At 68.7% G+C, this 24931-nt stretch carries 23 protein-coding genes and 1 tRNA gene; 13 read left to right on the plus strand and 11 right to left on the minus strand.

Going from position 1 to position 24931, the window contains the following annotated elements; translation table 11 throughout:
* The first annotated feature begins 12 nt into the window (after window positions 1-12).
* Both cgtA and proB read left to right on the plus strand, forming a co-directional pair.
* The gene (gene cgtA / locus SM757_RS14590; RefSeq protein WP_322466011.1) at window positions 13-1092 is read left to right on the plus strand and encodes an Obg family GTPase CgtA; all 1080 of its coding nucleotides are present in this window, start codon (window positions 13-15) and stop codon (window positions 1090-1092) included.
* Complete coding sequence (proB, locus tag SM757_RS14595) at window positions 1089-2207, plus strand: glutamate 5-kinase (RefSeq protein ID WP_322466012.1); 1119 nt, start codon at window positions 1089-1091, stop codon at window positions 2205-2207. Before cgtA ends, proB begins: the two co-directional genes overlap by 4 nt.
* Window positions 2208-2279: 72 nt before the next feature.
* Here proB and SM757_RS14600 read toward each other — a convergent pair whose 3' ends face one another.
* Window positions 2280-2861, minus strand: coding sequence for an RNA pyrophosphohydrolase (locus SM757_RS14600; protein ID WP_066337010.1), 582 nt, complete (start codon window positions 2859-2861; stop codon window positions 2280-2282).
* A 134-nt stretch (window positions 2862-2995) separates the two neighbouring features.
* On the opposite strand from SM757_RS14600, the gene SM757_RS14605 reads away from it, so the two are divergent.
* The gene (locus SM757_RS14605) at window positions 2996-4741 is read left to right on the plus strand and encodes a proline--tRNA ligase (protein ID WP_322466013.1); all 1746 of its coding nucleotides are present in this window, start codon (window positions 2996-2998) and stop codon (window positions 4739-4741) included.
* The gene (locus tag SM757_RS14610; protein ID WP_322466014.1) at window positions 4738-5340 is read left to right on the plus strand and encodes a lytic transglycosylase domain-containing protein; all 603 of its coding nucleotides are present in this window, start codon (window positions 4738-4740) and stop codon (window positions 5338-5340) included. Before SM757_RS14605 ends, SM757_RS14610 begins: the two co-directional genes overlap by 4 nt.
* Window positions 5341-5380: 40 nt before the next feature.
* Here SM757_RS14610 and SM757_RS14615 read toward each other — a convergent pair whose 3' ends face one another.
* The 6 genes from SM757_RS14615 to hemA form a co-directional block, all read right to left on the minus strand.
* A complete protein-coding gene (locus SM757_RS14615; RefSeq protein ID WP_322466015.1) occupies window positions 5381-5941 on the minus strand; it encodes a UbiX family flavin prenyltransferase in 561 nt (186 codons plus the stop codon).
* A gap of 2 nt (window positions 5942-5943) precedes the next feature.
* Window positions 5944-6261, minus strand: coding sequence for a Grx4 family monothiol glutaredoxin (gene grxD, locus SM757_RS14620; RefSeq protein ID WP_066337001.1), 318 nt, complete (start codon window positions 6259-6261; stop codon window positions 5944-5946).
* 94 nt (window positions 6262-6355) lie between these two features.
* Window positions 6356-6934, minus strand: a complete 579-nt coding sequence (locus SM757_RS14625; protein WP_066336999.1) for a hypothetical protein — start codon at window positions 6932-6934, stop codon at window positions 6356-6358.
* Between the two features lie 138 nt (window positions 6935-7072).
* Entirely contained in the window at window positions 7073-7924 is an 852-nt protein-coding gene (prmC, locus tag SM757_RS14630) for a peptide chain release factor N(5)-glutamine methyltransferase (RefSeq protein ID WP_322466016.1), read from the minus strand.
* Window positions 7921-9009, minus strand: coding sequence for a peptide chain release factor 1 (prfA, locus tag SM757_RS14635; RefSeq protein WP_322466017.1), 1089 nt, complete (start codon window positions 9007-9009; stop codon window positions 7921-7923). The genes prmC and prfA overlap by 4 nt, the downstream gene beginning before the upstream one ends.
* A gap of 62 nt (window positions 9010-9071) precedes the next feature.
* Complete coding sequence (hemA, locus tag SM757_RS14640) at window positions 9072-10373, minus strand: glutamyl-tRNA reductase (RefSeq protein WP_322466018.1); 1302 nt, start codon at window positions 10371-10373, stop codon at window positions 9072-9074.
* Window positions 10374-10492: 119 nt separating this feature from the next.
* Here hemA and SM757_RS14645 point away from each other — a divergent pair, with 119 nt between their 5' ends.
* Window positions 10493-10777 (plus strand): hypothetical protein, encoded by a 285-nt coding sequence (locus SM757_RS14645; protein ID WP_322466019.1) that lies wholly within the window; start codon window positions 10493-10495, stop codon window positions 10775-10777.
* A gap of 167 nt (window positions 10778-10944) precedes the next feature.
* Window positions 10945-11160 carry a hypothetical protein gene (locus SM757_RS14650; protein WP_066337057.1) on the plus strand — a complete coding sequence of 72 codons (216 nt, stop codon included), beginning with the start codon at window positions 10945-10947 and terminating at the stop codon, window positions 11158-11160.
* Between the two features lie 62 nt (window positions 11161-11222).
* Here SM757_RS14650 and miaB read toward each other — a convergent pair whose 3' ends face one another.
* From miaB to SM757_RS14665, 3 genes are all read right to left on the minus strand, one after another.
* On the minus strand, window positions 11223-12569 hold the full coding sequence (gene miaB / locus SM757_RS14655) for a tRNA (N6-isopentenyl adenosine(37)-C2)-methylthiotransferase MiaB (protein WP_322466020.1): 1347 nt from the start codon (window positions 12567-12569) through the stop codon (window positions 11223-11225).
* A gap of 165 nt (window positions 12570-12734) precedes the next feature.
* A complete protein-coding gene (gene pabB / locus SM757_RS14660) occupies window positions 12735-14579 on the minus strand; it encodes an aminodeoxychorismate synthase component I (protein ID WP_322466021.1) in 1845 nt (614 codons plus the stop codon).
* Window positions 14580-14688: 109 nt separating this feature from the next.
* Window positions 14689-14765: transfer RNA gene (locus SM757_RS14665), tRNA-Met, on the minus strand.
* Between the two features lie 74 nt (window positions 14766-14839).
* Between SM757_RS14665 and ftsY the strand changes: the two genes are divergently transcribed.
* Window positions 14840-15994, plus strand: a complete 1155-nt coding sequence (gene ftsY, locus SM757_RS14670) for a signal recognition particle-docking protein FtsY (protein ID WP_066336977.1) — start codon at window positions 14840-14842, stop codon at window positions 15992-15994.
* 97 nt (window positions 15995-16091) lie between these two features.
* On the opposite strand, the gene ffh is transcribed toward ftsY, so the two are convergent.
* Window positions 16092-17471: a signal recognition particle protein gene (ffh, locus tag SM757_RS14675; protein ID WP_322466022.1), complete on the minus strand. Its 1380-nt coding sequence runs from the start codon at window positions 17469-17471 to the stop codon at window positions 16092-16094.
* Window positions 17472-17530: 59 nt separating this feature from the next.
* Here ffh and SM757_RS14680 point away from each other — a divergent pair, with 59 nt between their 5' ends.
* From SM757_RS14680 to SM757_RS14705, 6 genes are all read left to right on the plus strand, one after another.
* Entirely contained in the window at window positions 17531-18361 is an 831-nt protein-coding gene (locus tag SM757_RS14680; RefSeq protein WP_322466023.1) for a cytochrome C assembly family protein, read from the plus strand.
* Between the two features lie 96 nt (window positions 18362-18457).
* Window positions 18458-18694, plus strand: a complete 237-nt coding sequence (locus SM757_RS14685; RefSeq protein ID WP_066336971.1) for a PP0621 family protein — start codon at window positions 18458-18460, stop codon at window positions 18692-18694.
* On the plus strand, window positions 18691-19293 hold the full coding sequence (gene ampD / locus SM757_RS14690; RefSeq protein ID WP_322466024.1) for a 1,6-anhydro-N-acetylmuramyl-L-alanine amidase AmpD: 603 nt from the start codon (window positions 18691-18693) through the stop codon (window positions 19291-19293). The genes SM757_RS14685 and ampD overlap by 4 nt, the downstream gene beginning before the upstream one ends.
* 348 nt (window positions 19294-19641) lie before the next feature.
* A complete protein-coding gene (locus SM757_RS14695) occupies window positions 19642-22539 on the plus strand; it encodes a ribonucleoside-diphosphate reductase subunit alpha (RefSeq protein WP_322466025.1) in 2898 nt (965 codons plus the stop codon).
* Between the two features lie 194 nt (window positions 22540-22733).
* A complete protein-coding gene (locus SM757_RS14700) occupies window positions 22734-23927 on the plus strand; it encodes a ribonucleotide-diphosphate reductase subunit beta (protein ID WP_066336964.1) in 1194 nt (397 codons plus the stop codon).
* A gap of 352 nt (window positions 23928-24279) precedes the next feature.
* The gene (locus SM757_RS14705) at window positions 24280-24822 is read left to right on the plus strand and encodes a histone (RefSeq protein WP_066337052.1); all 543 of its coding nucleotides are present in this window, start codon (window positions 24280-24282) and stop codon (window positions 24820-24822) included.
* Window positions 24823-24931 lie beyond the last annotated feature (109 nt).

Below are 24931 nucleotides of genomic sequence, written 5' to 3' on the forward strand. Positions count from 1 at the left end.
TATTCTTGCGCCATGAAATTCGTAGATGAAGCCACCATTGATGTCGCCGCGGGCGATGGCGGAGCAGGCTGCGTCAGCTTCCGGCGCGAGAAGTTCATTCCCTTTGGCGGGCCCAACGGGGGCGACGGCGGGCGCGGCGGCAGCATTTGGGCCGTGGCCGACCGCAACCTCAACACGCTGATCGACTACCGCTACGCGCGCCGCCACGAGGCCCGCAACGGCGAGGCCGGGCGTGGCTCGGACCAGTTCGGCGCTGCGGGTGACGACATCGTGCTGCGCATGCCGCTGGGCACCATCATCAAGGACGCCGAGACCGAGGAGACCCTCACCGAGCTGCTCGTCCCGGACGAGAAGGTGCTGATCTGCAAGGGCGGCGACGGCGGCTTCGGCAACCTGCACTTCAAGAGCAGTACCAACCGCGCGCCGCGGCAAAAGACGCCGGGCTGGCCCGGCGAGCGCCGCAAGCTCAAGCTGGAGCTGCGCGTGCTGGCCGACGTGGGCCTGCTGGGCATGCCCAACGCGGGCAAGAGCACGCTCATCGCTGCCATCTCCAACGCGCGGCCCAAGATTGCCGACTATCCCTTCACCACGCTGCATCCCAATCTGGGCGTGGTGCGCGTGGGCCCGGAGCAGAGCTTCGTGGTTGCCGACGTGCCGGGCCTGATCGAGGGCGCGGCCGAGGGCGCGGGCCTGGGGCACCAGTTCCTGCGCCACCTGCAGCGCACGCATTTGCTGCTGCACGTGGTGGATCTGGCGCCTTTCGACGAGAGCGTCGATCCGGTGGCGCAGGCCAAGGCCATCGTGGCCGAGCTGAAGAAGTACGACCAGACGCTTTACGACAAGCCGCGCTGGCTGGTGCTCAACAAGCTGGACATGGTGCCCATGGAGGAACGTGCCGCGCGGGTGAAGGACTTCGTCAAGCGCTACCGCTGGAAGGGCCCGGTGTTCGAGATCTCGGCGCTGGCGCGCGAGGGGCTGGACCCGCTGCTGCGCGCCATCTTCGACCATGTACAGGCGCACAAGCACCCTGTGGCGCCGGAAGTCGATCCGCGCTTTGACGGCGTGCAAAGCACCGACGGAGGCGCCGCATGAGCGAGGTGCTGCGCCAGGCGCGGCGCATCGTCGTCAAGGTGGGCTCCAGCCTCGTGACCAACGAAGGCCGCGGCGTCGATGCCGAGGCCATAGGCAACTGGTGCCGCCAGCTCGCGGCACTGGCGCAGCAGGGGCGCGAGGTCATCATGGTTTCCAGCGGGGCCATCGCCGAGGGCATGAAGCGCCTGGGCTGGACGGCGCGGCCCAAGGAACTGCACGAGCTGCAGGCCGCCGCCGCCGTCGGCCAGATGGGCCTGGCCCAGATGTACGAGAGCAAGCTGCGCGAGCAGGGCATGGGCAGCGCGCAGGTGCTGCTCACGCACGCCGACCTGGCCGACCGCGAGCGCTACCTCAATGCCCGCTCCACGCTGCTGACGCTGCTGTCGCTCAAGGTGATCCCGGTCATCAACGAGAACGACACGGTGGTCACCGACGAGATCAAGTTCGGCGACAACGACACCTTGGGCGCCCTGGTGGCCAACCTGGTGGAGGCCGATGCGCTGGTGATCCTCACCGACCAGCGTGGCCTGTATTCGGCCGACCCGCGCAAGAACCCGGACGCGCGCTTCATCGACGAGGCGGCCGCCGGCACGCCGGAGTTGGAGCAGATGGCCGGCGGCGCGGGCAGCAGCATCGGCCGCGGCGGCATGATCACCAAGATCCTGGCCGCCAAGCGCGCCGCGGGCAGTGGCGCCAGCACCGTGATCGCCTACGGGCGCGAGGACGACGTGCTGCTGCGCCTGGCCCAGGGCGAGTCCATAGGCACGGCGCTGATCGCCGCCACGCCCAAGCTGGCCGCGCGCAAGCAGTGGATGGCCGACCACTTGCAACTGCGCGGCGGCGTGGTGGTGGACGCCGGCGCCGTGGCCAAGCTGCGCGAGGAGGCCAAGAGCCTGCTGCCCATAGGTGTGATGGAAGTGCAGGGCGAGTTCCATCGGGGCGACGTGATCGCCGTGCGCGACCAGGCCGGCGCCGAGGTGGCTCGGGGTCTGGCCAACTACTCCAGCGCCGAGGCACGGCTGATCATGCGCAAGCCGTCTTCGCAGATCGAGGTGCTGCTGGGCTACGTCAACGAGCCCGAGCTGATTGATCGCGCCAACCTCGTGCTGGCCTGAGTCAGCCCCGAGAGACTGCCAAAAAACAGGCCGCTGCAAGCGGCCTGTTTTTTTGCCTTGGGCCTGATCTCTTCAGGCCCTGCCGCCCGGCGTGACCGGAGGCACGACTGAGGAGTCCGGCGGGTCCTCATGGCGCTGGTGCGAGCGCATGCCCGCGCGCAGGTAGCGGTTGTGCGGGTTGGCGCGGGGCAGGAAGCGGGCCAGCTCGGTCAGCGCCATCTGGTACACGTCGCGCTTGAACTCGATGACCATGTCCAGCGGCACCCAGTAGTCGTTCCAGCGCCAGGCGTCGAACTCGGGATGGTCGGTGGCGCGCAGGTTCATGTCCGAGTCGCGGCCCAACAGCTTGAGCAGGAACCAGATCTGTTTCTGCCCCTTGTAGTGTCCGCGCGCGTCGCGCCGGATGTAGTGGTCAGGCACCTCGTAACGCAGCCAGTCGCGGGTGCGGGCCAGCACCTTGACGTGCTCGGGTCGAAGGCCCACCTCCTCGTGCAGTTCGCGGAACATGGCCTGCTCAGGCGTTTCTCCGTACTTGATACCGCCTTGCGGGAACTGCCAGGAGTGGGTGCGCAGCCGCTTGCCCCAAAACACCTGATTCCGCGCATTGAGCAGGACGATGCCGACGTTGGGCCTGAAGCCTTCACGGTCGAGCATAATCAACCCCAATTCTTGAATTGATTTCATTATTGCACCGGCTCGGCACGGCTTGCGTTACCTCGCTAACCCGTGACCTCCGAGCCTGCGGCACCCCCCGCGGCGCCGTTGTGCAATCTGCAGATTCCCTACCCATGAAAGCCTCGCAGTTCTTCGTCTCCACCCTCAAGGAGGCCCCCGCCGATGCCGAGATCGTGAGCCACAAGCTCATGATGCGCGCCGGGCTCATCAAGCGCCTGGGCGCGGGCATCTACAACTACATGCCCATGGGGCTGCGCGTGATCCGCAAGGTGGAGGGCATCATCCGCGAGGAGATGAACCGCGCCGGCGCTATCGAGCTGCTCATGCCCATCGTCCAGCCTGCCGAGCTGTGGCAGGAGACGGGGCGCTTCGACAAGATGGGGCCGGAGCTGCTGCGTGTGAAGGATCGGCACGAGCGCGACTTCATCATCCAGCCCACGTCCGAAGAGGTCGTGACGGACATCGCGCGCCAGGAGTTGCGCAGCTACAAGCAGCTGCCCAAAAACTTCTATCACATCCAGACCAAGTTCCGCGACGAGCGGCGGCCGCGCTTCGGCATCATGCGCGGGCGCGAGTTCACGATGAAGGACGCCTACTCCTTCGACCGTGACGTGGAGGCCGCCGGCCGCAGCTACGACGCGATGTTCAAGGCCTACATCGCCATCTTCGACCGCATGGGGCTGCAGTACCGCGCTGTCGCGGCCGACACCGGCGCCATAGGCGGCGACCGCTCGCACGAGTTCCAGGTCATCGCCGATACGGGCGAGGACGCCATCATCTACTGCCCAAACAGCGAGTACGCCGCCAACATCGAGTTGGCCGAGGCGTTGCCGCTGCTGGCCGAGCGCGCTGCGCCCACCCTGCCGCTGGAAAAGACATCCACGCCGGGCACGGCCACCTGCGCCGACGTGGCGCGGTTCCTGGGCCTGCCGCTGCAGCGCACGGTCAAGACGCTGGTGCTGGCCACCGACGAGTTCGACGAGGCCGGCAAGGTCGCCAAGTCCACCGTCTGGCTGCTGATGGTGCGAGGCGACCACGAGCTCAACGAGGTCAAGGCCAGCAAGGTCGAAGGCCTCAAGGGCGGTTTCCGCTTCGCCACCTTGGCCGAAATCGACACGCACTTCGGCTGCAAGCCCGGCTACCTGGGGCCCATTGGCATGAAGCAGCCGGTGAAGGTGGTGGTGGACCGCACGGTGGCCCGCATGTCCGACTTCGTCTGCGGCGCCAACGACGAGGACTACCACTACACCGGCGTCAACTGGGGCCGCGACCTGCCTGAGCCCGACGTGGTGGCCGACCTGCGAAACGTGGTCGAGGGTGACCCGTCACCGGACGGCAAGGGCCTGCTTGCGATCCAGCGCGGCATCGAGGTGGGCCACGTGTTCTACCTCGGCACCAAGTACTCCAAGGCCATGAACGCCACGTACCTGGACGAGAAGGGCAAGCCCCAGTTCATGGAAATGGGCTGCTACGGCATCGGCGTGACGCGGCTGCTGGGCGCGGCCATCGAACAGAACCACGACGAGCGCGGCATCATCTGGCCGGACGCCATGGCGCCGTTCCGCATTGTGATCTGCCCCATCGGCATGGACCGCAGCGAGGCCGTGCGCGCCGAGGCCGAGCGGCTGTACCAGTCGCTGCAGGCCCTGGGCGTGGACGTGCTGCTGGACGACCGCGGCGAGCGCCCGGGCGCGATGTTCGCCGACTGGGAGCTCGTTGGCGTGCCGCACCGCATCGTCATCTCCGACCGCGGCCTCAAGGAAGGCAAGCTGGAATACCAGGGCCGGCGCGACGCGCAGGCCACGCCGGTGGCGCAGGCCGAGGTCGATGCCTTCCTGAAGGACAAGCTGCTGGCGTGAAGCGGCGCCTCTTGCTGGGTGCCGCGCTGGGGTTGCCCTTTGGGCCTGCCCGGGCCGGTGCGCAGCGGGAAGAGGACTTGTCGGACGCCGTGCGCTCGGTGCTGTCCGCCGCCATCGCGGCCGATGCGCCGCCCCATCCCGAATTCGCCGGTACCGCGCAGCGCATGGCCTACCTGCACTGGCTCACCGCCATGAGCGAGCGGCTGCAGCCGCGCAAGGCCGAGCGCCGCACGCGCGTGGAGTTCCTGCAAACCCTGTGGTACGAGAGCCGCCGCGCCGGGCTGGAAACCGATCTGGTGCTGGGCCTGGTGCAGGTGGAGAGCAATTTCCGCAAGTACGCGGTGAGCAGCGCCGGCGCGCGCGGCTACATGCAGGTGATGCCTTTCTGGGCACGCCTCATCGGGGACGGCGACGCCAGCCGGCTCTTTCACATGCAGACCAACCTGCGCTTTGGCTGCGTCATCCTGCGCCACTACCTGGAGCGCGAGGACGGCGACCTCTTCATGGCGCTGGGGCGCTACAACGGCAGCCGCGGCCGGCCGGAATATCCCAACATGGTGTTTGGCGCCCGCCGCCAATGGGCAATGCCGGACGCTTGAGCCGAAGGGGCGGCGCGCTTGAAAAGCGCCGCTTGGCCCGTCACAGCCCTTGCCAGGCGCTGGGCTGAGCGGCCGTGATGCCGGCCACGGCCAGCACGCGCTCCACCGTGTCGTCCACCATCTCGTCGATGCTGCCCGGGTGGTTGTAGAAGGCGGGCAGGGGCGGGAAGACGATGCCGCCCATCTCCGTCACCGCCGTCATGTTGCGCAGGTGCGCCAGGTTGAACGGCGTCTCGCGCACCAGCAGCAGCAGGCGGCGGCGCTCCTTGAGCATCACGTCGGCCGCGCGGGTGAGGAGATTGTCGCCAAAGCCGTGCGCCACGGCGGCCAGCGTTTTCATGGAGCAGGGAGCGATGAGCATCGCGTCCACGGGGTGCGAGCCGCTGGCGATGCAGGCGCCCACGTCGCCGGGCGCATGGGCCTCGTCGGCCAGCGCCTCCAGGGAGCGCCGATCCAGGCCAAGCTCGTGGTGGGCGTTGAGCACGCCCGCGGGCGTGGCCACCAGGTGCGTGTGCACGCCCAGGGCCCGCGCGCGCTGCAGCAGCCGCACGCCGTAGACCGCACCGCTGGCACCGGTGAGGCCCACGACCAGCCGTTGCATGCTCAACTCTTGGGCGACAGCACCTGCTGCAGCTCGCCGGCCTGGTACATCTCCATCATGATGTCCGAGCCGCCGACGAACTCGCCGTCGATGTAGAGCTGCGGAATCGTGGGCCAGTTGGCGTAGGTCTTGATGCCCTGGCGCACGGCCTCGTCTTCCAGCACGTTGACGGTCTGCAGGTCCTGCACGCCGCAGGCCTTGAGGATCTGGATGGCGCGGCCGGAGAAGCCGCACATCGGGAACTGCGCCGTGCCCTTCATGAACAGCACCACGCGGTTGCCCTTCACGAGGTCGTCGATGCGCTTTTGAACGTCTTCCATGGTGTCTCTGAACGAGGGATTCAAACAGCCCGCGTTATACGGCATGCGGCAGGCCGCCGCCGTGAACAGGTTCAATTCCCTGGCAGAACGCGCTTCAGAAAGCGTAGGACACGCCCAACTGCAGCACGGGCCGCAGGCGCAGCTCGCGCACCGCGTCGTCCAGGTTGCGCGTTTCCGGCGGGCGCAGGCCTGAGCCCGTCATCACGCCCAAGTCGGCACTGAAGCCCCAGCCCCCGCGCAGCGACAGGCTGCTGTAGCCAATGCCCAAGTAGCCCACGGGCGGCACTTCGGAGGCGTCCTCGCCGCGGCCGGGCGTGAGCAGGCTTTGCGTGACGCTCAGCGACAGCGGATTCCCGTTGGGCGAAGCACCCAGCAGCGGCGAGCGGCTGCCCAACAGCAGCCCGCCCGTGGCGCGCAGGCCGCCCACCACCTGCCCGGCGCCAAAGCCCGGGCCGCTGAGGTAGACGTCGCCCAGGAGCTTCATGCTGCGCAGTCCGTTGCCTGTGGGGGCCAGATCGCCGCGCCACGGCGCCGCAGCCTGGTCCAGCCCGATGCGCGCCTGCCAGCGCGGCCATGGCGCCTGCTCAGGTGCCACCCGCAGCCCGCCATCGGCCTGCGCGGCCATGCTGCCCAGCGCCATGCACAGCACGGCCAGATCCCGGATTGCCTTCATCGCGGTACCCCCCTTGCAAGTCCACTGTCGAAGCATGCTACGCCGCCACGGCAGGGCTGTGGGGCAGGGCCTGACCCGTGCCAACCCCGGGTCCGCGACCCGGGTGAAACACTGCACAGTAATGGGTTGCCGCCGGCTTCAGCCCGGCCAGCGGCCGCCCGTGCAGCGCTCGTGGCCGGCGAGGTCACGCCGCGTCGTGATGTCGGTGAAACCGTGCGACTGCAAGACCTGCCGCGCCGTGGCGCCCTGGTCGAAGCCATGCTCCAGCAGCAGCCAGGCACCGCGTTCCAGGTGCTCGCGGCTGCCCTGCACGATGCAATGAATGGCCTGCATCCCGTCCGGCCCGGGCGTGAGGGCCTGCAACGGCTCGTGGCGCAGTTGGGCCAGGTGGGGGTCGTCGCCGTCGATGTAGGGCGGGTTGCTCAGGGCCAGGTGCAGCTTGGGCGGCGTGAAGGCACTCCACCAGTCGGACAGGGTGAATCCCACCTCCAGGCCCAGCCGCTGCGCGTTGCCCTGAGCCACACCCAGGGCGGCGGCGCTGGCATCCAGGGCGCGCATGCGCACGCGCGGCGCCGCGTGCTTGACGGCCAGTGCGATGGCGCCGCTGCCCGTGCCCAGGTCCAGCACCTGCGGCGCGGGCAGTGCCGCCAGCTCGGTGCTCAGCAGCTCCAGCGCCCAATCCACCAGCGTTTCCGTGTCCGGGCGCGGATCCAGCACGTCCGGCGTGACCTGCAGCATCAGGCCGTGGAACTCGTGCTGGCCCAGCAGGTAGGCCATGGGCACGCCGTCGGCGCGGCGTGTCAGGTCGGCGTCCACCGCCTGGTGCTGCGCCGGGGTGAGTGCCGCGTCGTCATGCGCCAGCAGCCAGCTGCGCGGGCGCGACAGGTGGTGCGACAGCAGCAGCTGGGCATCCAGCCGGTCCAGCCCAAGCGCCTTGGCACGGGCCAGGGCCTCGCGCACCGTGACGGTGGTGTCTTGAGGAGCCGTCATGCCAGGCCGCTGCTCTCGAGCGCCGCGAGCTGCTCGGCCGCGCGTGCGGCCTGCAGCGCGGCGAGGACGTCGTCCAGGTCACCGTCCATCACTGCGCCCAACTTGTAGAGCGTGAGATTGATGCGGTGGTCGGTGAGCCGGCCCTGCGGGAAGTTGTAGGTGCGTATGCGGTCGCTGCGGTCGCCGCTGCCTATGAGGCCCTTGCGCGTGGCCGCCTCCTTGGCGGCGCGCTCGCTCGTTTCCTTGTCGCGCAGCCGCGCGGCCAGCACGGCCAGCGCCTTGGCCTTGTTGCGGTGCTGGCTGCGGTCGTCCTGGCATTCGGCCACCAGACCCGTGGGCAGGTGCGTCACGCGCACGGCGCTGTCGGTCTTGTTGATGTGCTGGCCGCCGGCGCCGCTGGCGCGGAAGGTGTCTATGCGCAGCTCGGCCGGGTTGAGGGTGATGTCCTCGGTCTCGTCGGGTTCCGGCATCACGGCCACCGTGCAGGCGCTGGTGTGTATGCGGCCCTGGCTCTCGGTGGCCGGTACACGCTGCACGCGGTGGCCGCCGCTCTCGAACCGCAGCCGGCCGTAGGCGGCATCGCCCTCGATGCGCAGCACGATTTCCTTGTAGCCGCCGAGCTCGGAATCGCTCTGGCTCAGGATCTCGGTGCGCCAGCCCTGGCGCTCGCAGTAGCGCAGGTACATGCGCGCGAGGTCGCCGGCAAAGAGGGCGGATTCGTCGCCGCCGGTGCCAGCGCGGATTTCCAGGAATGCGTTGCGCGCATCGTCCGGGTCGCGCGGCAGCAGTGCGGCCTGCAACTGCTGCTGCAGCCGCTGCAGGTCGGCTTCGGCGGCGGCGATCTCCTCGCGCGCCATGTCGGCCATGTCGGGGTCATCCAGCAGCTCGCGCGCGGTGGCCAGGTCCTGCTCGCGCTGCTGGTACAGGCGAAAGTCCGCCACCACTTCGGCCACCTCGGCCTGCTCGCGCGAGAGCGAGCGCCAGCGCTTGATGTCCGACATCAGTTGCGGATCGGCCAGCGTGGCGTCGAGCTCGGCCTGCCGCATGGACAGGCGTTCGAATTGTTGGCGCAGGGTGTCTTTCATGGGGCAAGCGTGTGCGCCGGGCACGCGGCAGCTCTGCGCACCCGGCGGCAGGGCAGGGGCCGCTAGCGGCCGCCGTCGGATTCGGGATTGCGGCTGGTCTGGCGCAGGAACAGGCGCGAGACGGTGTGCGCCACCTGCTCGCGCTGCGGGCCGTCGGCCGAGTGCAGCTCGGCGAAGGTGCCGTGCAGCAGCTTTTGCGTGAGGCCCCGGCTCAGGGCTTCGAGCACGGTGTCTATGTCTTCGCCGCGCGCCAGCAGCTTGCGTGCGCGGGTCAGCTCGGCCGTGCGCCAGCGGTCGGCCTGCTGGTTCAGGGCCTGGATGAGCGGAACGCTGCCGCGCTGGTCCAGCCAGTGGCTGAAGCTCTGCACGCCGGCGTCGATGATGGCCTCGGCCTGCTGCACGGCGGCCTGCCGCTTCTCGCCCGCGCTTTGAACGAGGGCGGAGAGGTCGTCCACGGTGTAGAGGTAGACGTCGGAGAGCTGGGCGATTTCCGGCTCGATGTCGCGCGGCACGGCCAGGTCGACCATGAACATAGGCCGATGCCGCCGCGCCTTGAGCGCGCGCTCGACGGCGCCCAGGCCGATGATGGGCAGCGTGCTGGCGGTGCAGGAGATGACGGCGTCGAACTCGTGCAGGCAGCTGGGCAGGTCGGCCAGGCGCAGCGCCTGTGCGCCAAAGCGGCCGGCGAGCTTCTCGCCGCGCTCCAGCGTGCGGTTGGCCACGGCCATGGCCTTGGGCTCGCGGGCGGCGAAGTGCGTGGCCACCAGCTCGATCATCTCGCCCGCGCCCACGAACAGCACCTTGATGTCGCGCAGATCCTCGAAGAGCTGCGAGGCCAGCCGCACCGCGGCGGCGGCCATGCTGATGGAGTGGCTGCCGATCTCGGTGGAGGTGCGCACCTCCTTGGCTACCGAGAAGCTGCGCTGGAAGAGCTGATGCAGCGTTGTTCCCAGCGTGCCCGCGGTCTCGGCCTGACGCACGGCCTGCTTCATCTGGCCCAGGATCTGGGGCTCGCCCAGCACCATGGAGTCCAGCCCCGAGGCGACGCGGAAGGCGTGGCGCGCGGCCTCGCGGTTTTCCATGACGTAGGTGCAGGACTCCAGCTGCGTGCCCACGACGCCGCCCTGTTCGGCCAGCCAGTCCATGGCGGGCCTGACCAGCTCGCGCGCGCGGCCGGGCTCGGCGGCCACGTACAGCTCGGTGCGGTTGCAGGTGGAAACCAGTGCCGCCTCCGGCATGGCGCGCTGCAGCCGTTCGCGAAAGCCGCGCAGGGCCGGCGAGAGCTGCTCGGCGCCAAAAGCAAACCGCCCGCGCAAGTCCAGCGGGGCGGTCTGGTAGTTCAGGCCGAGTGCAAAAACGCTCATGGTGGGAATTGTATGATCTGCGGTTTGGGCCGCTTTTCCGGCCGGTTATGGTCGCCGCAGTCCAGGCTGCCGTGCTTGACCAATATCAACCTCAAGAAGCGACACGAGGGAAGCGCGCCATGGGTCCGCTGGATGCGCTGTGGCATCTGCTCGATTTTTTCGCACCCGCGCTGGCCGTGGGTATGTTGAGCGCGACGGCGGCCAAGCTGTGCTGGCGCCGCGAGCTGGCAACCGTTGCCTGGAAGCGGCTGGCACTGTGGGGCTGCGCCGCCGCGGCGCTGGCGCTGGTGGCCATGCTGGTGGTCAGCGGCCGCGACGGCCGCATGCTCAATTACGGCGTCATGCTGCTGAGTTGCGCGCTGGCACTGTGGTGGGCGGGTTTCTCCCGAGCGTCCCGTTTGTAGGAAAGCGACGCAAGCGGCGTCGGATCAACGCCTAGGCTCTCCCGAAAAAGCCGGACAAGCGGTATCGCCAAACGCCGGCACGCACGTTGCTTGGACTTGACTGTCCCGTGACAGTCCCATGGCTGCACAGTGAGATCGTCAAGCACCGAACAATGCAGGAGAAGGTCATGTCCCAGTTCCTTGCCGAGTCCGTCCAGGCCTACGAGATCCGCTTCCCTTCACTGTTCCGCGAAGGCCATGCGCTGGCTTTTCCGTGTGACAGCCACGGCCACGTCAACATCGACGGGCTGAGTGAGCGGGCCCGCGGCAACTACCTCTACGCCCGCGCCATGGTGGGCCGCGAGTTCGCCACGCCGCGCGTGCAGCTCAGCGATCTGCACTGAGCCGCCGCGGCAAGGCGGCGTTCGCGGCCGCTGCGTCAGCACTTGGAGGTGCTGACGGCCTTTCAGGCCGCCGCGTCGTCGCCGCGCAGCACCATTTCGCCGCGCAGGGAGTGCGGCAGCGCCTGCGTGATGCGCACTTCCACCATCTGCCCCACCAGTCGCGGCTGGCCCTTGAAGTTGACGATGCGGTTGCACTCGGTGCGGCCCATGAGCTCGGCCGGGTCCTTGCGCGAGGGGCCTTCGACCAGGATGCGCTGCAACGTGCCGACGCGGCTGTCGCTGATGCGGCGCACGTTGCCCTCTATCAGCGCCTGCAATTGCTGCAGCCGCTTGAGCTTCACCCCCTGCGGCGTGTCGTCCTGCAGCGCCGCGGCCGGCGTGCCGGGGCGCGGCGAGAACACGAAGCTGAAGCTGGCGTCAAAGCCCACGTCCTCGATCAGCTTGAGCGTGCGCTCGAAATCGTCCTGCGTCTCGCCGGGGAAGCCGACGATGAAGTCGCTGGACAGGCTGATGTCCGGCCGCACCGCGCGCAGCTTGCGGATGGTGCTCTTGTATTCCAGCGCCGTGTAGCCGCGCTTCATGGCCATGAGCACGCGGTCGCTGCCGTGCTGCACCGGCAGGTGCAGGTGGCTCACCAGTTGCGGCACCTTGGCGTAGACGTCTATGAGCCGCTGCGTGAACTCGTTGGGGTGGCTGGTGGTGTAGCGGATGCGCTCTATGCCGGGGATCTCGGCCACGTACTCGATGAGCAGCGCGAAGTCGGCGATCTCGTCGCCGTCGCCCATCTTGCCGCGGTAGGCGTTGACGTTCTGGCCCAGCAGCGTCACTTCCTTGACGCCCTGGTCGGCCAGGCCCGCCACCTCGGTGAGCACGTCCTCGAAGGGGCGGCTCACTTCCTCGCCGCGGGTGTAGGGCACCACGCAATAGCTGCAGTACTTGGAGCAGCCTTCCATGATGGAGACGAAGGCCGAGGCGCCTTCCACGCGCGCGGGCGGCAGGTGGTCGAACTTCTCGATCTCGGGGAAGCTGATGTCCACCTGCGGGCGCTTTTGCTGCTGGCGCGCCTGGATCATCTGCGGCAGCCGGTGCAGGGTCTGCGGGCCGAACACCATGTCCACGTAGGGCGCGCGCTCGATGATGGCCGCCCCTTCCTGGCTGGCCACGCAGCCGCCCACGCCAATGAGCACGCCCTTTTGCTTGAGGTGCTTGACGCGGCCCAGGTCGGAGAAGACCTTTTCCTGCGCCTTCTCCCGCACCGAGCAGGTGTTGAAGAGGATGAGGTCGGCCTGCTCCACGTCGTCCGTGGGCTCGTAGCCTTCGACGGCCTGCAGCACGTCGGCCATCTTGTCCGAGTCGTACTCGTTCATCTGGCAGCCGAAGGTGCGGATGAAAACTTTCTTGGCGCTCATGAGGATCCTTCAGCGCAAGGCGCTGGCATGTGATCCGGATCCATGCGCGAGACGGCGGCTCGCCCCCTGGTCATCTCAAGGGAGGCGCCGGCACAGCGGGCATGGTGTAGATCCAGGGGCTGTGTGGGATGCGGGCCTGAGGGCCCGCGGGCGAAAGGCGAAATTTTAGTCGGCCGCCACCAGGCGGGCCGGCAGCAAGCCACGCAAGGCATTGCAGACGATCAAAGATTCAGCGCGCGCCAAATCCTCACGCCGCAGGCTGCGCTCGGCGGCGTCGAGCTGTCCCATCGCCACCTCGCGCATGACGCCCGGCAGCGCGCCGTCGCCCAAGGGCGGCGTCCACCAGCGGCCATCGAGCTGGACGAAGACGTTGCTGCGCCCGCCTTCAATCAAATGGCCTTGCGGTGTGAAGAACAGCGTGTCGAAGGCGCCGGCCTGCTCCGCCGCACGCACGCCGGCGTCGTAGCGCGCGCGCAGCGTGGTCTTGTGGGCCGACAGCGGGGAGGGCGCCAGCGGCTCCCCGGCCAGCAGCAGGCCCGCGGGGCCGCCAGCCAGGGGCGCCAGCGGCGCCTGCGTCACGCCGAGCTGGCCGTCATGGCCCAGGGCCAGGCGCACGCGGTGCGGCACGTCGGCGGGCAAGGCGCAGAGCGCGGCATCGAGCCGGCGCCGCGCCGCCTGTTCGTCCAGCTTGAAACCCAAGGCCTGGGCGCTGCGGCACAGCCGCGCGAGGTGCCTGTCCAAATGCCTGAAGCCCTGCGGCTGCTGCGCGAACAGGGTTTCGAACAGCTCGAACTCGTGGCCCAGCCCGGTGGCAAAGCGGGCTTTGAGCCGGCACTCCTCGAATTCGGCGACGGCGTCGCTGTCCAGCACGATGCCCGCGCCCACGCCCATGCGCACGGGACGCAGGCCGCCTTCGCCTTGCGGGCCCAGCACCAGCGTGCGTATGGCCACCGAACAGCAGAAGTCGCCGCAGGCGGCATCGCCGCGTGGCGCATCCAGCCAGCCTATGGCGCCGCAGTACAGGCCCCGCGGCGTGCTTTCCAGCCCGGCGATCAGCTCCATGGTGCGCAGCTTGGGCGCGCCGGTGATGGAGCCGCAGGGGAAGGTGGCGCGCAGCAGGGCGGGCAGGTCCAGCCCCGGCAGCGCGCGGGCCTCAATCGTGGACGTCATCTGCCACACCACGCCGTGCGGCTCCACGGTGAAGAGGGCGGGCACGCGCACCGAGCCGGTTTGGGCGATGCGGCCCAGGTCGTTGCGCAGCAGGTCCACGATCATCAGGTTCTCGGCGCGGTTCTTGGCGTCCTGCGCCAGCGCCAGCGCCGCGGTCGCGTCCGCCTGCGCGTCAGGCAGACGCGCGGACGTGCCCTTCATTGGGCGCGCCGTCAGCCGTCCCTGCTCGTGGCGCAGGAACAGCTCCGGCGAGCACGACAGCACGCTGGTGCCGTCCTCCAGTTGTATGAAGGCGCCGTAAGGCACGCTCTGGCGCTGGCGCAGCCGGCGGTACAGCCGCAGCGGCTCGCCGTAGGCTTCACCGGTGAGCCGGTAAGTGAAGTTGACCTGGTAACTCTCGCCGGCGCGTATGGCCTCGTGGATGCATGCGATGGCGGCGTCGAAGGCCTGGCGGTCCAGGCTGGGCTGCAGCGGCAGCAGCCCGGCGGTGGGCAGATCGGCTGCCAGGGCCGCGTCCTGCCCGGCCAGCCAGGCCTGCACCTCGTCGCTGCTCAAGCGGCGCAGCTCGCGGAACATCAGCAACCGCAGGCAGGAGGCGTCGCCGGGGGGCAATGCCTCCTGTCCGGCGTTCAGCAGCTTGGCGCCCCATTCGTAGTCCACCAGCAGCACGGCGTGCAGCCCGGCGCGCAGGTCGGACTGGGCCGCGGCGCACACGGCGTCCAGCGTGCGTGGGTCGGTGCAGCGGTGCTCGCGCACGAGATCGGCGTAGAGCCGGCTGCGCGGCGCCGCGTCCGACGCGGTGCAATCGTCGAGCAGTGCGAAAGATGAGAAAAACTTCATGGCGCTGAGCATGCCCGTTGCTGCATCTTTGCTTTGAACTCTCGCCTGTGCCCGCCGTTCGCCCAAAGCGAAAAGCCCTGCAGGCTTGTGGCCTGCAGGGCTTCGTGTTTGGTGGCGCTTCAGGGATTCGAACCCCGGACCTGCGGATTATGATTCCGTCGCTCTAACCGACTGAGCTAAAGCGCCTGCGAGACCGCCATTCTATCGATATTTTTAACTTCGACGCAAGCCCCTTAGCGAATTCATCAGACAATTTCTTCATGTTCAGCTTTTTCAAGAAGAAGGCGCCCCCGCCGCCGGCCGAGCCGCAGGTCATTCCTGAAGCTTCGCCCGCTGCCGCTGACGCGCCTGTCGTCCCGCCGGCCGCCGAGGCTCCGGCGGCGCGCAGCGGCTGGTTCGGTGGACTGTTCGGCAAGTCCGAGGCCGAACCCGCCCCCATATCGGCGCCTGCGCCCGCGCCGGTCGAGCCCGCCGCCGAGCCGGAGATCATGGAAACCGCCGAGAAGCCCACCGCCCCGCGCGCGGGCTGGATGGAGCGTTTGAAGCTGGGCCTGCGCAAGACCGGCAGCGGCATCGCCCAGGTCTTCACCGGCACCAAGATCGACGAGGACTTGTACGAGCAGCTCGAAGAGGCGCTGCTCATGGCCGACGCCGGCGTCAAGGCCACCGAGTTCCTGCTCAAGGACCTCAAGCGCCGCGTCAAGGACGCCAAGGCCAGCGACCCCGCGGCCGTCAAGGCGCTGCTGGTGGACGCCATCGCCGAGCTGCTGGCGCCGCTGGAAAAGCCGCTGGCCATTGGCGAAGCGTCGCCCACGGTGGTCATGGTCGTGGGCGTCAACGGCGCGGGCAAGACCACCAGCATCGGCAAGCTCACCCGCCACCTGGCCGACGCCGAGCAGCGCGTGCTGCTGGCCGCGGCCGACACCTTCCGTGCCGCGGCGCGTGAGCAGCTCGCCGTGTGGGCCGGCCGCAACCGCGTGGAGATCGTGAGCCAGGAAGGCGGCGACCCGGCCGCCGTGACCTACGACGCCGTGGTGGCCGGCCGCGCACGCGGCTGCGACGTGGTGATCGCCGACACCGCGGGCCGGCTGCCCACGCAGCTGCACCTGATGGAAGAGCTCAAGAAGATCCGCCGCGTCATCGCCAAGGCCCAGGCCGACGCGCCGCACGAGGTGCTGCTGGTGGTGGACGGCAACACCGGCCAGAACGCCCTGGCCCAAGTGAAAGCCTTCGACGAGGCGCTGCAGCTCACGGGCCTGGTGGTCACCAAGCTCGACGGCACCGCCAAGGGCGGCGTGTTGGCCGCCATCGCGCGCGAGCGCCCCGTGCCGGTGTACTTCATCGGCGTGGGCGAAAAGCTGGAAGACCTGGAAACCTTCAACGCCCGCGAGTTCGCGCAGGCGCTGCTGGGCTGACGCAGCCGCTGCGGCAACAGGGCCCAGTCACATAGAGAAGAGGGCGGGTGCCTCGCGGCGCCCGCCCTCTTTGTCTTGTGCCTTCGCGTGACGCGCGTCAGCCGCCCATGCCCGGCGGCAGCATGCCCTTGAGACCCTTCATGCCGCCCATGCGCTTCATCATCTTCATGAGGCCGCCGCCCTTCATCTTCTTCATCATGCCCTGCATCTGCTCGAACTGGTTGAGCAGCTTGTTCACCTCGTGCACCTGCACGCCTGCGCCCGCGGCGATGCGGCGCTTGCGGCTGGCCTTGATGAGCTCGGGCTTGCGCCGCTCCAGCGGCGTCATGGAATTGATGATGCCTTCCATGCGCCGCACGTCGCGCTCGGCGCGGTCCATGTCGGCCTGGCCGGCCTTGGCGGCGATCTGGGCCGGCAGCTTGTCCATCAGCCCGGACAGGCCGCCCATCTTCTTCATCTGGCTGATTTGGGCCAGGAAGTCGTTGAGGTCAAAACCGTCGCCGCTCTTGACCTTGGCGGCGAGCTTCTGCGCCGCATCCAGGTCCACGCCCTTCTGGACTTCCTCGACCAGGGCCACGATGTCGCCCATGCCCAGCACGCGCCCGGCGTGGCGCTCGGCATCGAACACCTCCAGCCCGTCGATCTTCTCGGACACGCCGGCGAACTTGATGGGCGCACCCGTGACCTGGCGCACCGACAGCGCCGCGCCGCCGCGGGAGTCGCCGTCCAGCTTGGTCAGCACGATGCCGGTGAGCGGCAGCGCCTCCTTGAAGGCGCGCGCGGTGTTGATGGCGTCCTGGCCCTGCATGGCGTCCACCACGAACAGCGTCTCCACCGGCTTGAGCGTGGCGTGCAGGTCGCGGATCTCGGCCATCAGCGCTTCGTCGATGGCCAGGCGGCCGGCCGTGTCCACCAGCAGCACGTCGAAGTAGTGGCGCCGCGCGTGGTCCAGCGCCGCCAGCGCGATGTCGCGCGGCTGCTGGTTGGGCGCGGAGGGGAACCACTCGGCGCCGGCCTGCTTGGTCACCGTCTTGAGCTGCTCGATGGCGGCGGGGCGGTAGACGTCGGCCGAGACGGTGAGCACCTTCTTGCGGCGGCGCTCTATGAGGTGCTTGGCCAGCTTGGCGGTGGTGGTCGTCTTGCCCGCGCCTTGCAGGCCCGCCATCAGGATCACCGCCGGCGGCTGCGCGGCGAGGTTGATGTCGGCCACGCCCTCGCCCATGGTCGCGGCGAGCTCCTTGTTGACGATGCCCACCAGCGCCTGGCCGGGGTTGAGCGAGCCCACCACCTCCTGGCCCAACGCCTTCTCTTTGACGCGGGCGATGAAGTCGCGGACGACGGGCAGCGCCACGTCGGCTTCGAGCAGTGCCATGCGCACCTCGCGCAACATGTCCTGCACGTTGCTCTCGGTGATGCGGGCTTGGCCGCGCATGGTCTTGACCAGGCGTGACAGACGGTCGGTAAGGGCAGAGGCCATGGCGGGGAGGGCGGCTGTAGCGCGCCGGGAGGCGCTGGCCGCGAAAGTACACTGTTCGTATGATTTTATCGTCCGGCCCTGCCGCGGCTTCCGTCGCATGGCCTTGGCTGCCCGCGTTGGGCGCCGTGGTGGCCTACCTCATCGCCCTGATGCCTGCGCCCGATGGCCGCCGGCTGCACACGGCTGCGCTGCAGTTGGGCTGGGTGCTGCACGGTGTGGCGCTGGCGCTGGAGATAGGCGCCGTGGGCCGCGAGCCGCCGGGCGTGCGCTTCGGTTTCGGCCCGGCGCTGTCGCTGACGGTGTGGTTCGTGCTCGCCGTGCACGCGGTGGAAAGCCGCCTCTTCTCGCTGCCGGGCGTGCGGCGCCAGCTCGCCACGGTGGGTGCGCCGGTGGTGCTGCTGGCCGCGGCCTTTCCAGGCGAGATACGCCTGGACGAAAGCGGCTCGGCCTGGATGCCGCTGCACTGGATGCTGGGCATCGCCTCCTATGGCCTTTTTGGCGCCGCGGTGCTGCACGCCATGCTGCTGGACCGCGCCGAGCGGCAGATGCGCCTGAAACTCATCCCGCCGCAGGGCGGTGGCGGCCCGTTCGGCCTGCCGCTGCTGCGGCTGGAGCGGCTGACCTTCCGCTTCGTCGAGGCCGGCTTCGTGGTGCTCAGCGCCGCGCTGCTGTTGGGCGCCTGGCTCAGCCCGCATTGGCGCTGGGACCACAAGACGGTGTTCTCGCTGCTGGGTTGGGCCACGTTCGCCCTGCTCATCAGCGGACGGCTGGCCTGGGGCTGGCGCGGACGGCGCGCCACCCGCTGGCTTTATGCGGGCGCTGCACTGCTGCTGCTGGCCTACATCGGCTCGCGCTTCGTGATGGAGGTGGTGCTGCACCGCACCGTGTGACGCCGTCGCCCTGCCGCAGCCCCGCGCCGCCGTTCCCGCCATGAACACACCGTCCGCCCCGCGCCTGCGTCCGGCCCTCGCCGCGAGGTCCGCACCATGCTGAAGTTCCTGCTGCTGATTGCCGTGGTCTTCGTGGTGCTGTGGGCCATGCGCCGCGCGTCCTTGCCGCCGCCGCCTGCGCCGCCGCGCCGCAACAGCCCGCCGCGGCTGGAAGCCATGGTGCGCTGCAGCCACTGCGGACTGCACCTGCCGCGCAGCGAAGCGGTGCTGGACGAGCAGGGCCGGGTGTTCTGCAGCGTTCCGCACCGCATCGCCGGTCCGCGCACGTCATGAGCGCCTGGGTGCCGCCGCCCGCGGACGGCGCGGCCTGGGAGCAGGGCTGGTACGCGGCGGCGCGGCGCTGCCCGTCGCCCAACTTCGGCCCGCGCCCCGCGGGCGTGAGCATCGACCTGGCGGTCATCCACTCCATCAGCCTGCCGCCTGGCGTCTATGGCGGCGACGCCATAGAGCGCCTTTTCACCAACCGGCTGGACTGGGATGCCCATCCCTATTTCCAGCAGATACGCGGCTTGGAAGTGTCCGCGCACTTCCTGCTGCGCCGCGGCGGCGAGCTGCTGCAGTTCGTCTCCTGCGATGCGCGCGCCTGGCATGCGGGCCGCTCCGCCTGGCGTGGCCGCGACAACTGCAACGACTACTCCATAGGCATAGAGCTTGAAGGGCTGGAGGGCGAGCACTTCACCGCCGTGCAGTACCGCCGCCTCGCCCGCCTGCTTTGGGCGCTGGCGGCACGCTATCCCTTGAGCGAAGCCACGGGCCACGAAGACGTCGCGCCCGGCCGCAAGCACGACCCCGGCGCCGGCTTCAGTTGGCCGCTGCTGGAGCGCCTGAGCGGCTGGCAGGCACAAGGGCATTCGCTGCGCAGGCCCGCCTGAATCCTTGTCCGAATTCGGTTTCCCACGCAACCTCCCGCGTCCGCTGCGGCGGTTCTCGCGCGCCCACTGCAAGCCGGATGCCGTTTTGGGCAAGCCATCACGCAAGCGTGGCAATTTGGTGACTTTGGCTTTTCCGACACTAGATGTAGTGGTCTAATACGTCTCTGCACCCCACAGGTAGTGTCCGCTATCCACCAGCGGCCCACCGGTTATCCACAAGTTTTTGCACACGCCCCGGCTCGCAGGCCCTTGATGCCTGGGCATCGCCGCGGCGGCTGTGGAGCCTTTGCCCGGCCGCAAGCCACAGGCTTGCGGCGGCGCAAGGCTCTCTTGACCAGAAGGAAAGACATGAGCGCACCTGAACTGCACACCCCCACGGACGCCGAAGGCGTCTTCATCGGCGAGACCTCTGCGCCGGCAGCGCGCGAGACCTACGAGGGCTACCAGATCATCCGGCGCAACGGGGCGGTGGTCGCCTTCACGCCCAGCAAGATCGCGGTGGCGTTGATGAAGGCCTTCCTGGCCGTGCGGGGCAGCCAGGGCGCGGCCTCGGCCAGCGTGCGCGAGACGGTGGATGCGCTCACCGAGGCCGTGGTGCGCTCGCTGCTGCGCTCGCGCCCGGCCGGCGGCACCTTCCACATCGAGGACGTGCAGGACCAGGTGGAGCTGCAGCTCATGCGCGGCGGCCACCACGACGTGGCCCGCGCCTACGTGCTCTACCGCGAGCGCCATGCGCAGGAGCGCGCCCAGCGCGCCGCCGCCGCGGCAGCCGCCGCCCAAGCCGCGGCCGCCAAGCCCGTGCTGCACGTGACGGAGGACGGCCAGCGCGTGCCGCTGAACGAGGCGCGCCTGCACGCCCTGGTCGAGTCCGCCTGCGCGGACCTGGGGGCCGACGTGCTGCCCGCGCCCATCCTGGCCGAGACGCACCGCAACCTCTACGACGGCGTGCCCATGGAAGAGGTGCACAAGGCCGCCATCCTGGCCGCGCGCACCCTCATCGAGAAGGAACCCGGCTACACCCGCGCCACCGCCCGTCTGCTGCTGCACACGGTGCGCAAGCAGGTACTGGGCAGCGAGGTCACGCATGCCGAGATGGCCGCGCGCTACGCCGAGTACTTCCCCGGCTTCATCGCCAAGGGCGTGAAGGCCGAGCTGCTGGACGAGGCGCTGCTGGGCTTTGACCTGGCCCGCCTGGGCGCCGCGCTCAAGGCCGATCGCGACCTGCAGTTCGACTACCTGGGCCTGCAGACCCTGGTGGACCGCTACTTCCTGCACATCGACGAGCAGCGCATCGAGCTGCCGCAGGCCTTCTTCATGCGCGTGGCCATGGGCCTGGCGCTGGGCGAGAAGACCAACCGCGAGGCGCGCGCCATCGAGTTCTACGACGTGCTCTCCAGCTTCGACTTCATGAGCAGCACGCCCACGCTGTTCAATGCCGGCACGCGTCGCTCGCAGCTCTCCAGCTGCTACCTGACCACCGTGTCCGACGACCTCGAAGGCATCTACGAGGCGCTCAAGGAAAACGCGCTGCTGTCCAAGTTCGCCGGCGGCCTGGGCAACGACTGGACCAACGTGCGCGCGCTGGGCTCCTACATCAAGGGCACCAACGGCAAGAGCCAGGGCGTCGTCCCCTTCCTCAAGGTGGTCAACGACACGGCCGTGGCCGTCAACCAGGGCGGCAAGCGCAAGGGCGCCGTGTGCGCCTACCTGGAGACCTGGCACCTGGACATCGAGGAGTTCCTGGAGCTGCGCAAGAACACCGGCGACGACCGCCGCCGCACCCACGACATGAACACCGCGAACTGGGTTCCGGACCTGTTCATGCAGCGCGTGATGGAAGGCGGCCCCTGGACGCTGTTCTCGCCCTCCAACTGCCCGGACCTGCACGACAAGTTCGGCAAGGCCTTCGAGCAGGCCTACGTGGCCTATGAAGCCATGGCCGACCGCGGTGAGATCAAGCTCTTCAAGCGCATGGCCGCCCGCGACCTGTGGCGCAAGATGCTCACCATGCTGTTCGAGACCGGGCATCCCTGGATCACGTTCAAGGACGCCTGCAACGTGCGCAGCCCGCAGCAGCACGTGGGCGTGGTGCACTCCTCCAACCTGTGCACCGAGATCACGCTCAACACCGGCCCCGACGAGATCGCCGTGTGCAACCTGGGCTCGGTGAACCTGGCGCACCACGTCAAGGACGGCGGCATCGACCATGACAAGCTGCGCAAGACCGTGCGCACGGCCATGCGCATGCTCGACAACGTCATCGACATCAATTACTACGCGGTGGAAAAGGCGCGCCGCGCCAACGAGCGCCACCGTCCCGTGGGCCTGGGCGTGATGGGCTTCCAGGACGCGCTCTACCAGTTGCGCACCCCCTACGCCAGCCAGGCAGCGGTGGAGTTCGCCGACCGCTCCATGGAAGCGCTGTGCTACTACGCCTACTGGGCCTCCACGGAGCTCGCGGCCGAGCGCGGGCACTACTCCAGCTACGACGGCTCGCTGTGGAGCCGCGGCATCCTGCCGCTGGACACGCTCAAGCTGCTGGCCCAGGAGCGCGGCGGCTACATCGAGGCCGACACGGCCTCCACCATGGACTGGGACGCGCTGCGCGAGCAGATCAAGGCCCACGGCATGCGCAACAGCAACTGCGTGGCCATCGCCCCCACGGCCACCATCTCCAACATCATCGGCGTGGATGCCTCCATCGAGCCCTGCTTCGGCAACCTCTCGGTGAAGTCCAACCTGTCGGGCGAGTTCACCGTCATCAACGAGTACCTGGTGCGCGACCTCAAGGCGCTGAACCTGTGGGACGACGTGATGCTCATGGACCTCAAGCACTTCGACGGTTCGCTGCGCCGCATCGACCGCGTGCCCGCCGAGCTCAAGCAGCTCTACGCCACGGCCTTCGAGGTCGAGACGCACTGGCTGGTGGAAGCGGCCGCGCGCCGCCAGAAGTGGATTGACCAGGCCCAGAGCCTGAACCTCTACATGGCCGGCGCCTCGGGCAAGAAGCTCGATGAGACCTACAAGCTGGCTTGGCTGCGCGGCCTCAAGACCACGTACTACCTGCGCACCATGGCGGCCACGCACGTGGAGAAGTCCACCGTGAAGGCCGGTGCGCTCAACGCCGTGTCGTCGCTGTCGGCCCCGGCCACGGTGATGGCTCCCGCAACCGTCGAAGCCGACGTGCCGGCCACCGACGTCAAGTTCTGCGCCATCGACGACCCCGGCTGCGAGGCCTGCCAGTAAGCGCTGCAGCGACCTTGGCGGGAAGCGATCGGCAAGCCGCTTGCTGACGCCTCATGGTTGCAAAGCGGACTTCTTGCACGAAGTCCGCTTTGCAGCGCTGGCGCAGGCCCTCAGGCTGCTGCGCAATGAGGCAACAAGTGCTTGGTGTTTGATCGCATCCCTCTCATAATTTCCACACATTAGGAAGTACACACATGCTGGTCTGGGAAGACGACGTCCAAGGCGAAGCGCATACGCCGCAGACGACCCCAAGCAATCCTTCGCAAGGCCTGGGCGAGGTGCCCGCCGCCTCCATCGCTGCCCCCTCGTTCGCCTCCGCGCCGCAGGCGCAGCCGGCTGCTTCCTCCGCATCGGCCCAAGCCCTGAGCCAGCGCCGCGTCAACGTGGCCGACAAGCGCATCATCAACGGCCAGACCGACGTCAACCAGCTCGTCCCCTTCAAGTACAAGTGGGCCTGGGAGAAGTACCTCGCCACCTGCGCCAACCACTGGATGCCGCAGGAGATCAACATGTCGCGCGACATCGCGACCTGGAAGGACCCCAACGGCCTGAGCGAGGACGAGCGCCGCATCATCAAGCGCAACCTGGGCTTCTTCGTCACGGCCGATTCGCTGGCGGCCAACAACATCACGCTGGGCACCTACCGCCACATCACGGCGCCGGAGTGCCGCCAGTTCCTGCTGCGCCAGGCCTTCGAGGAGGCCATCCACACGCACGCCTACCAGTACATCGTGGAGTCGCTGGGCCTGGACGAGGGCGAGATCTTCAACGCCTACCACGAGGTCCAGTCCATCCGCGACAAGGACGAGTTCCTGATCCCGTTCATCGACGCGATCATGGACCCGACCTTCAAGACCGGCACGCTGCAGGCCGACCAGACGCTGCTCAAGAGCCTCATCGTCTTCGCCTGCCTGATGGAAGGCCTGTTCTTCTACGTCGGCTTCACGCAGATCCTGGCACTGGGCCGGCAGAACAAGATGACCGGTGCCGCCGAGCAGTACCAGTACATCCTGCGCGACGAGTCGATGCACTGCAATTTCGGCATCGACCTGATCAACCAGATCAAGCTTGAGAACCCGCAGCTGTGGACGCCTGAGTTCCGCGCCGAGATCAAGGCGCTGTTCCTCAAGGCGGTGGACCTGGAGTACCGCTACGCCGAGGACACCATGCCGCGTGGCGTGCTGGGCCTCAATGCATCCATGTTCAAGGGCTACCTGCGCTACATCGCCAACCGGCGCGCCACGCAGATCGGCCTGGAGGCGCTCTTTCCCAACGAGGACAACCCGTTCCCGTGGATGAGCGAAATGATTGACCTGAAGAAGGAGCGCAACTTTTTCGAAACCCGCGTGATCGAGTATCAAAGCGGCGGCGCGCTGAGCTGGGACTGAACGCTCTGGCCGAGTCCGCGGTGCCGGCCCATGGAGCCGGTGCCAGACGGACGCAACGGCCGGCCAGGCCCCATAGGCCGCACAGGCCTTTCTGCGCAGCAGCCCGCTGAAGTCGGCGGCAAGGCAGGCAGCCCGCGGGCAGGCGCCTTGCCGTGAGCCGGTCACCGGACCATAAGAAGAAGCAAGCGATCAAGATCCGCGCAGGCCCAAGCGGCGACAGCAGAAGCGCTGCCGGGCCTGCGCTCCCGCGTTCACCGTACCGGACACCCCTAGAGGGCAGAACAACGGACGGTGAGCAGCCGGGCCGCGGCAACGCGGCGCGGCGCTTTGTCACTTGATCAAGGAGAACGTGATGGCAACTGCGAAGAAGGCCCCGGCCAAGAAGGCTGCGGCGAAGAAGGCGGCCGAGGCACCGGCCAAGAAGGCTGCCGCCAAGAAGGCGGCTGCGGCCCCGGCGCCGGCCCCCGCGCCGGCCAAGAAGGCTGCCGCCAAGAAGGCCGCTGCGGCGCCGGCCAAGAAGGCCGCCGCCAAGAAGGCTGCTGCCGCTCCGGCGCCGGCGAAGAAGGCCGCTGCCAAGAAGGCTGCCGCTCCGGCCAAGAAGGCCGCGGCCAAGACCGCTGCGGCCCCGGCGAAGAAGGCTGCCGCCAAGAAGGCCGCCGCTGCTCCGGCGCCGGCCAAGAAGGCCGCCGCCAAGAAGGCCGCCGCCGCTCCGGCGAAGAAGGCTGCTGCCCCGGCCAAGAAGGCTGCCGCCAAGAAGGCTGCCGCTCCGGCCAAGAAGGCCGCTGCCAAGAAGGCCCCGGCCAAGAAGGCTGCCGCCGCTGCCGGTACGGCCTCGGCCAAGACGGCCCTGAGCCCCGCCGCCGCCTGGCCCTTCCCGACGGGCGAAAAGCCCTGAGCCGTCGCGCCGCGCCAGCGGCGCGTACAGCAACGGCCCGCAGGCCTCACGGCCTTGCGGGCCGCGTGTTTTCAAGGGCTTCGCTTCTTGCAGGTCTGAAAAAAACAAG

The organism is Azohydromonas lata, assembly GCF_034427735.1.
Lineage (GTDB): Bacteria > Pseudomonadota > Gammaproteobacteria > Burkholderiales > Burkholderiaceae_C > Azohydromonas > Azohydromonas lata.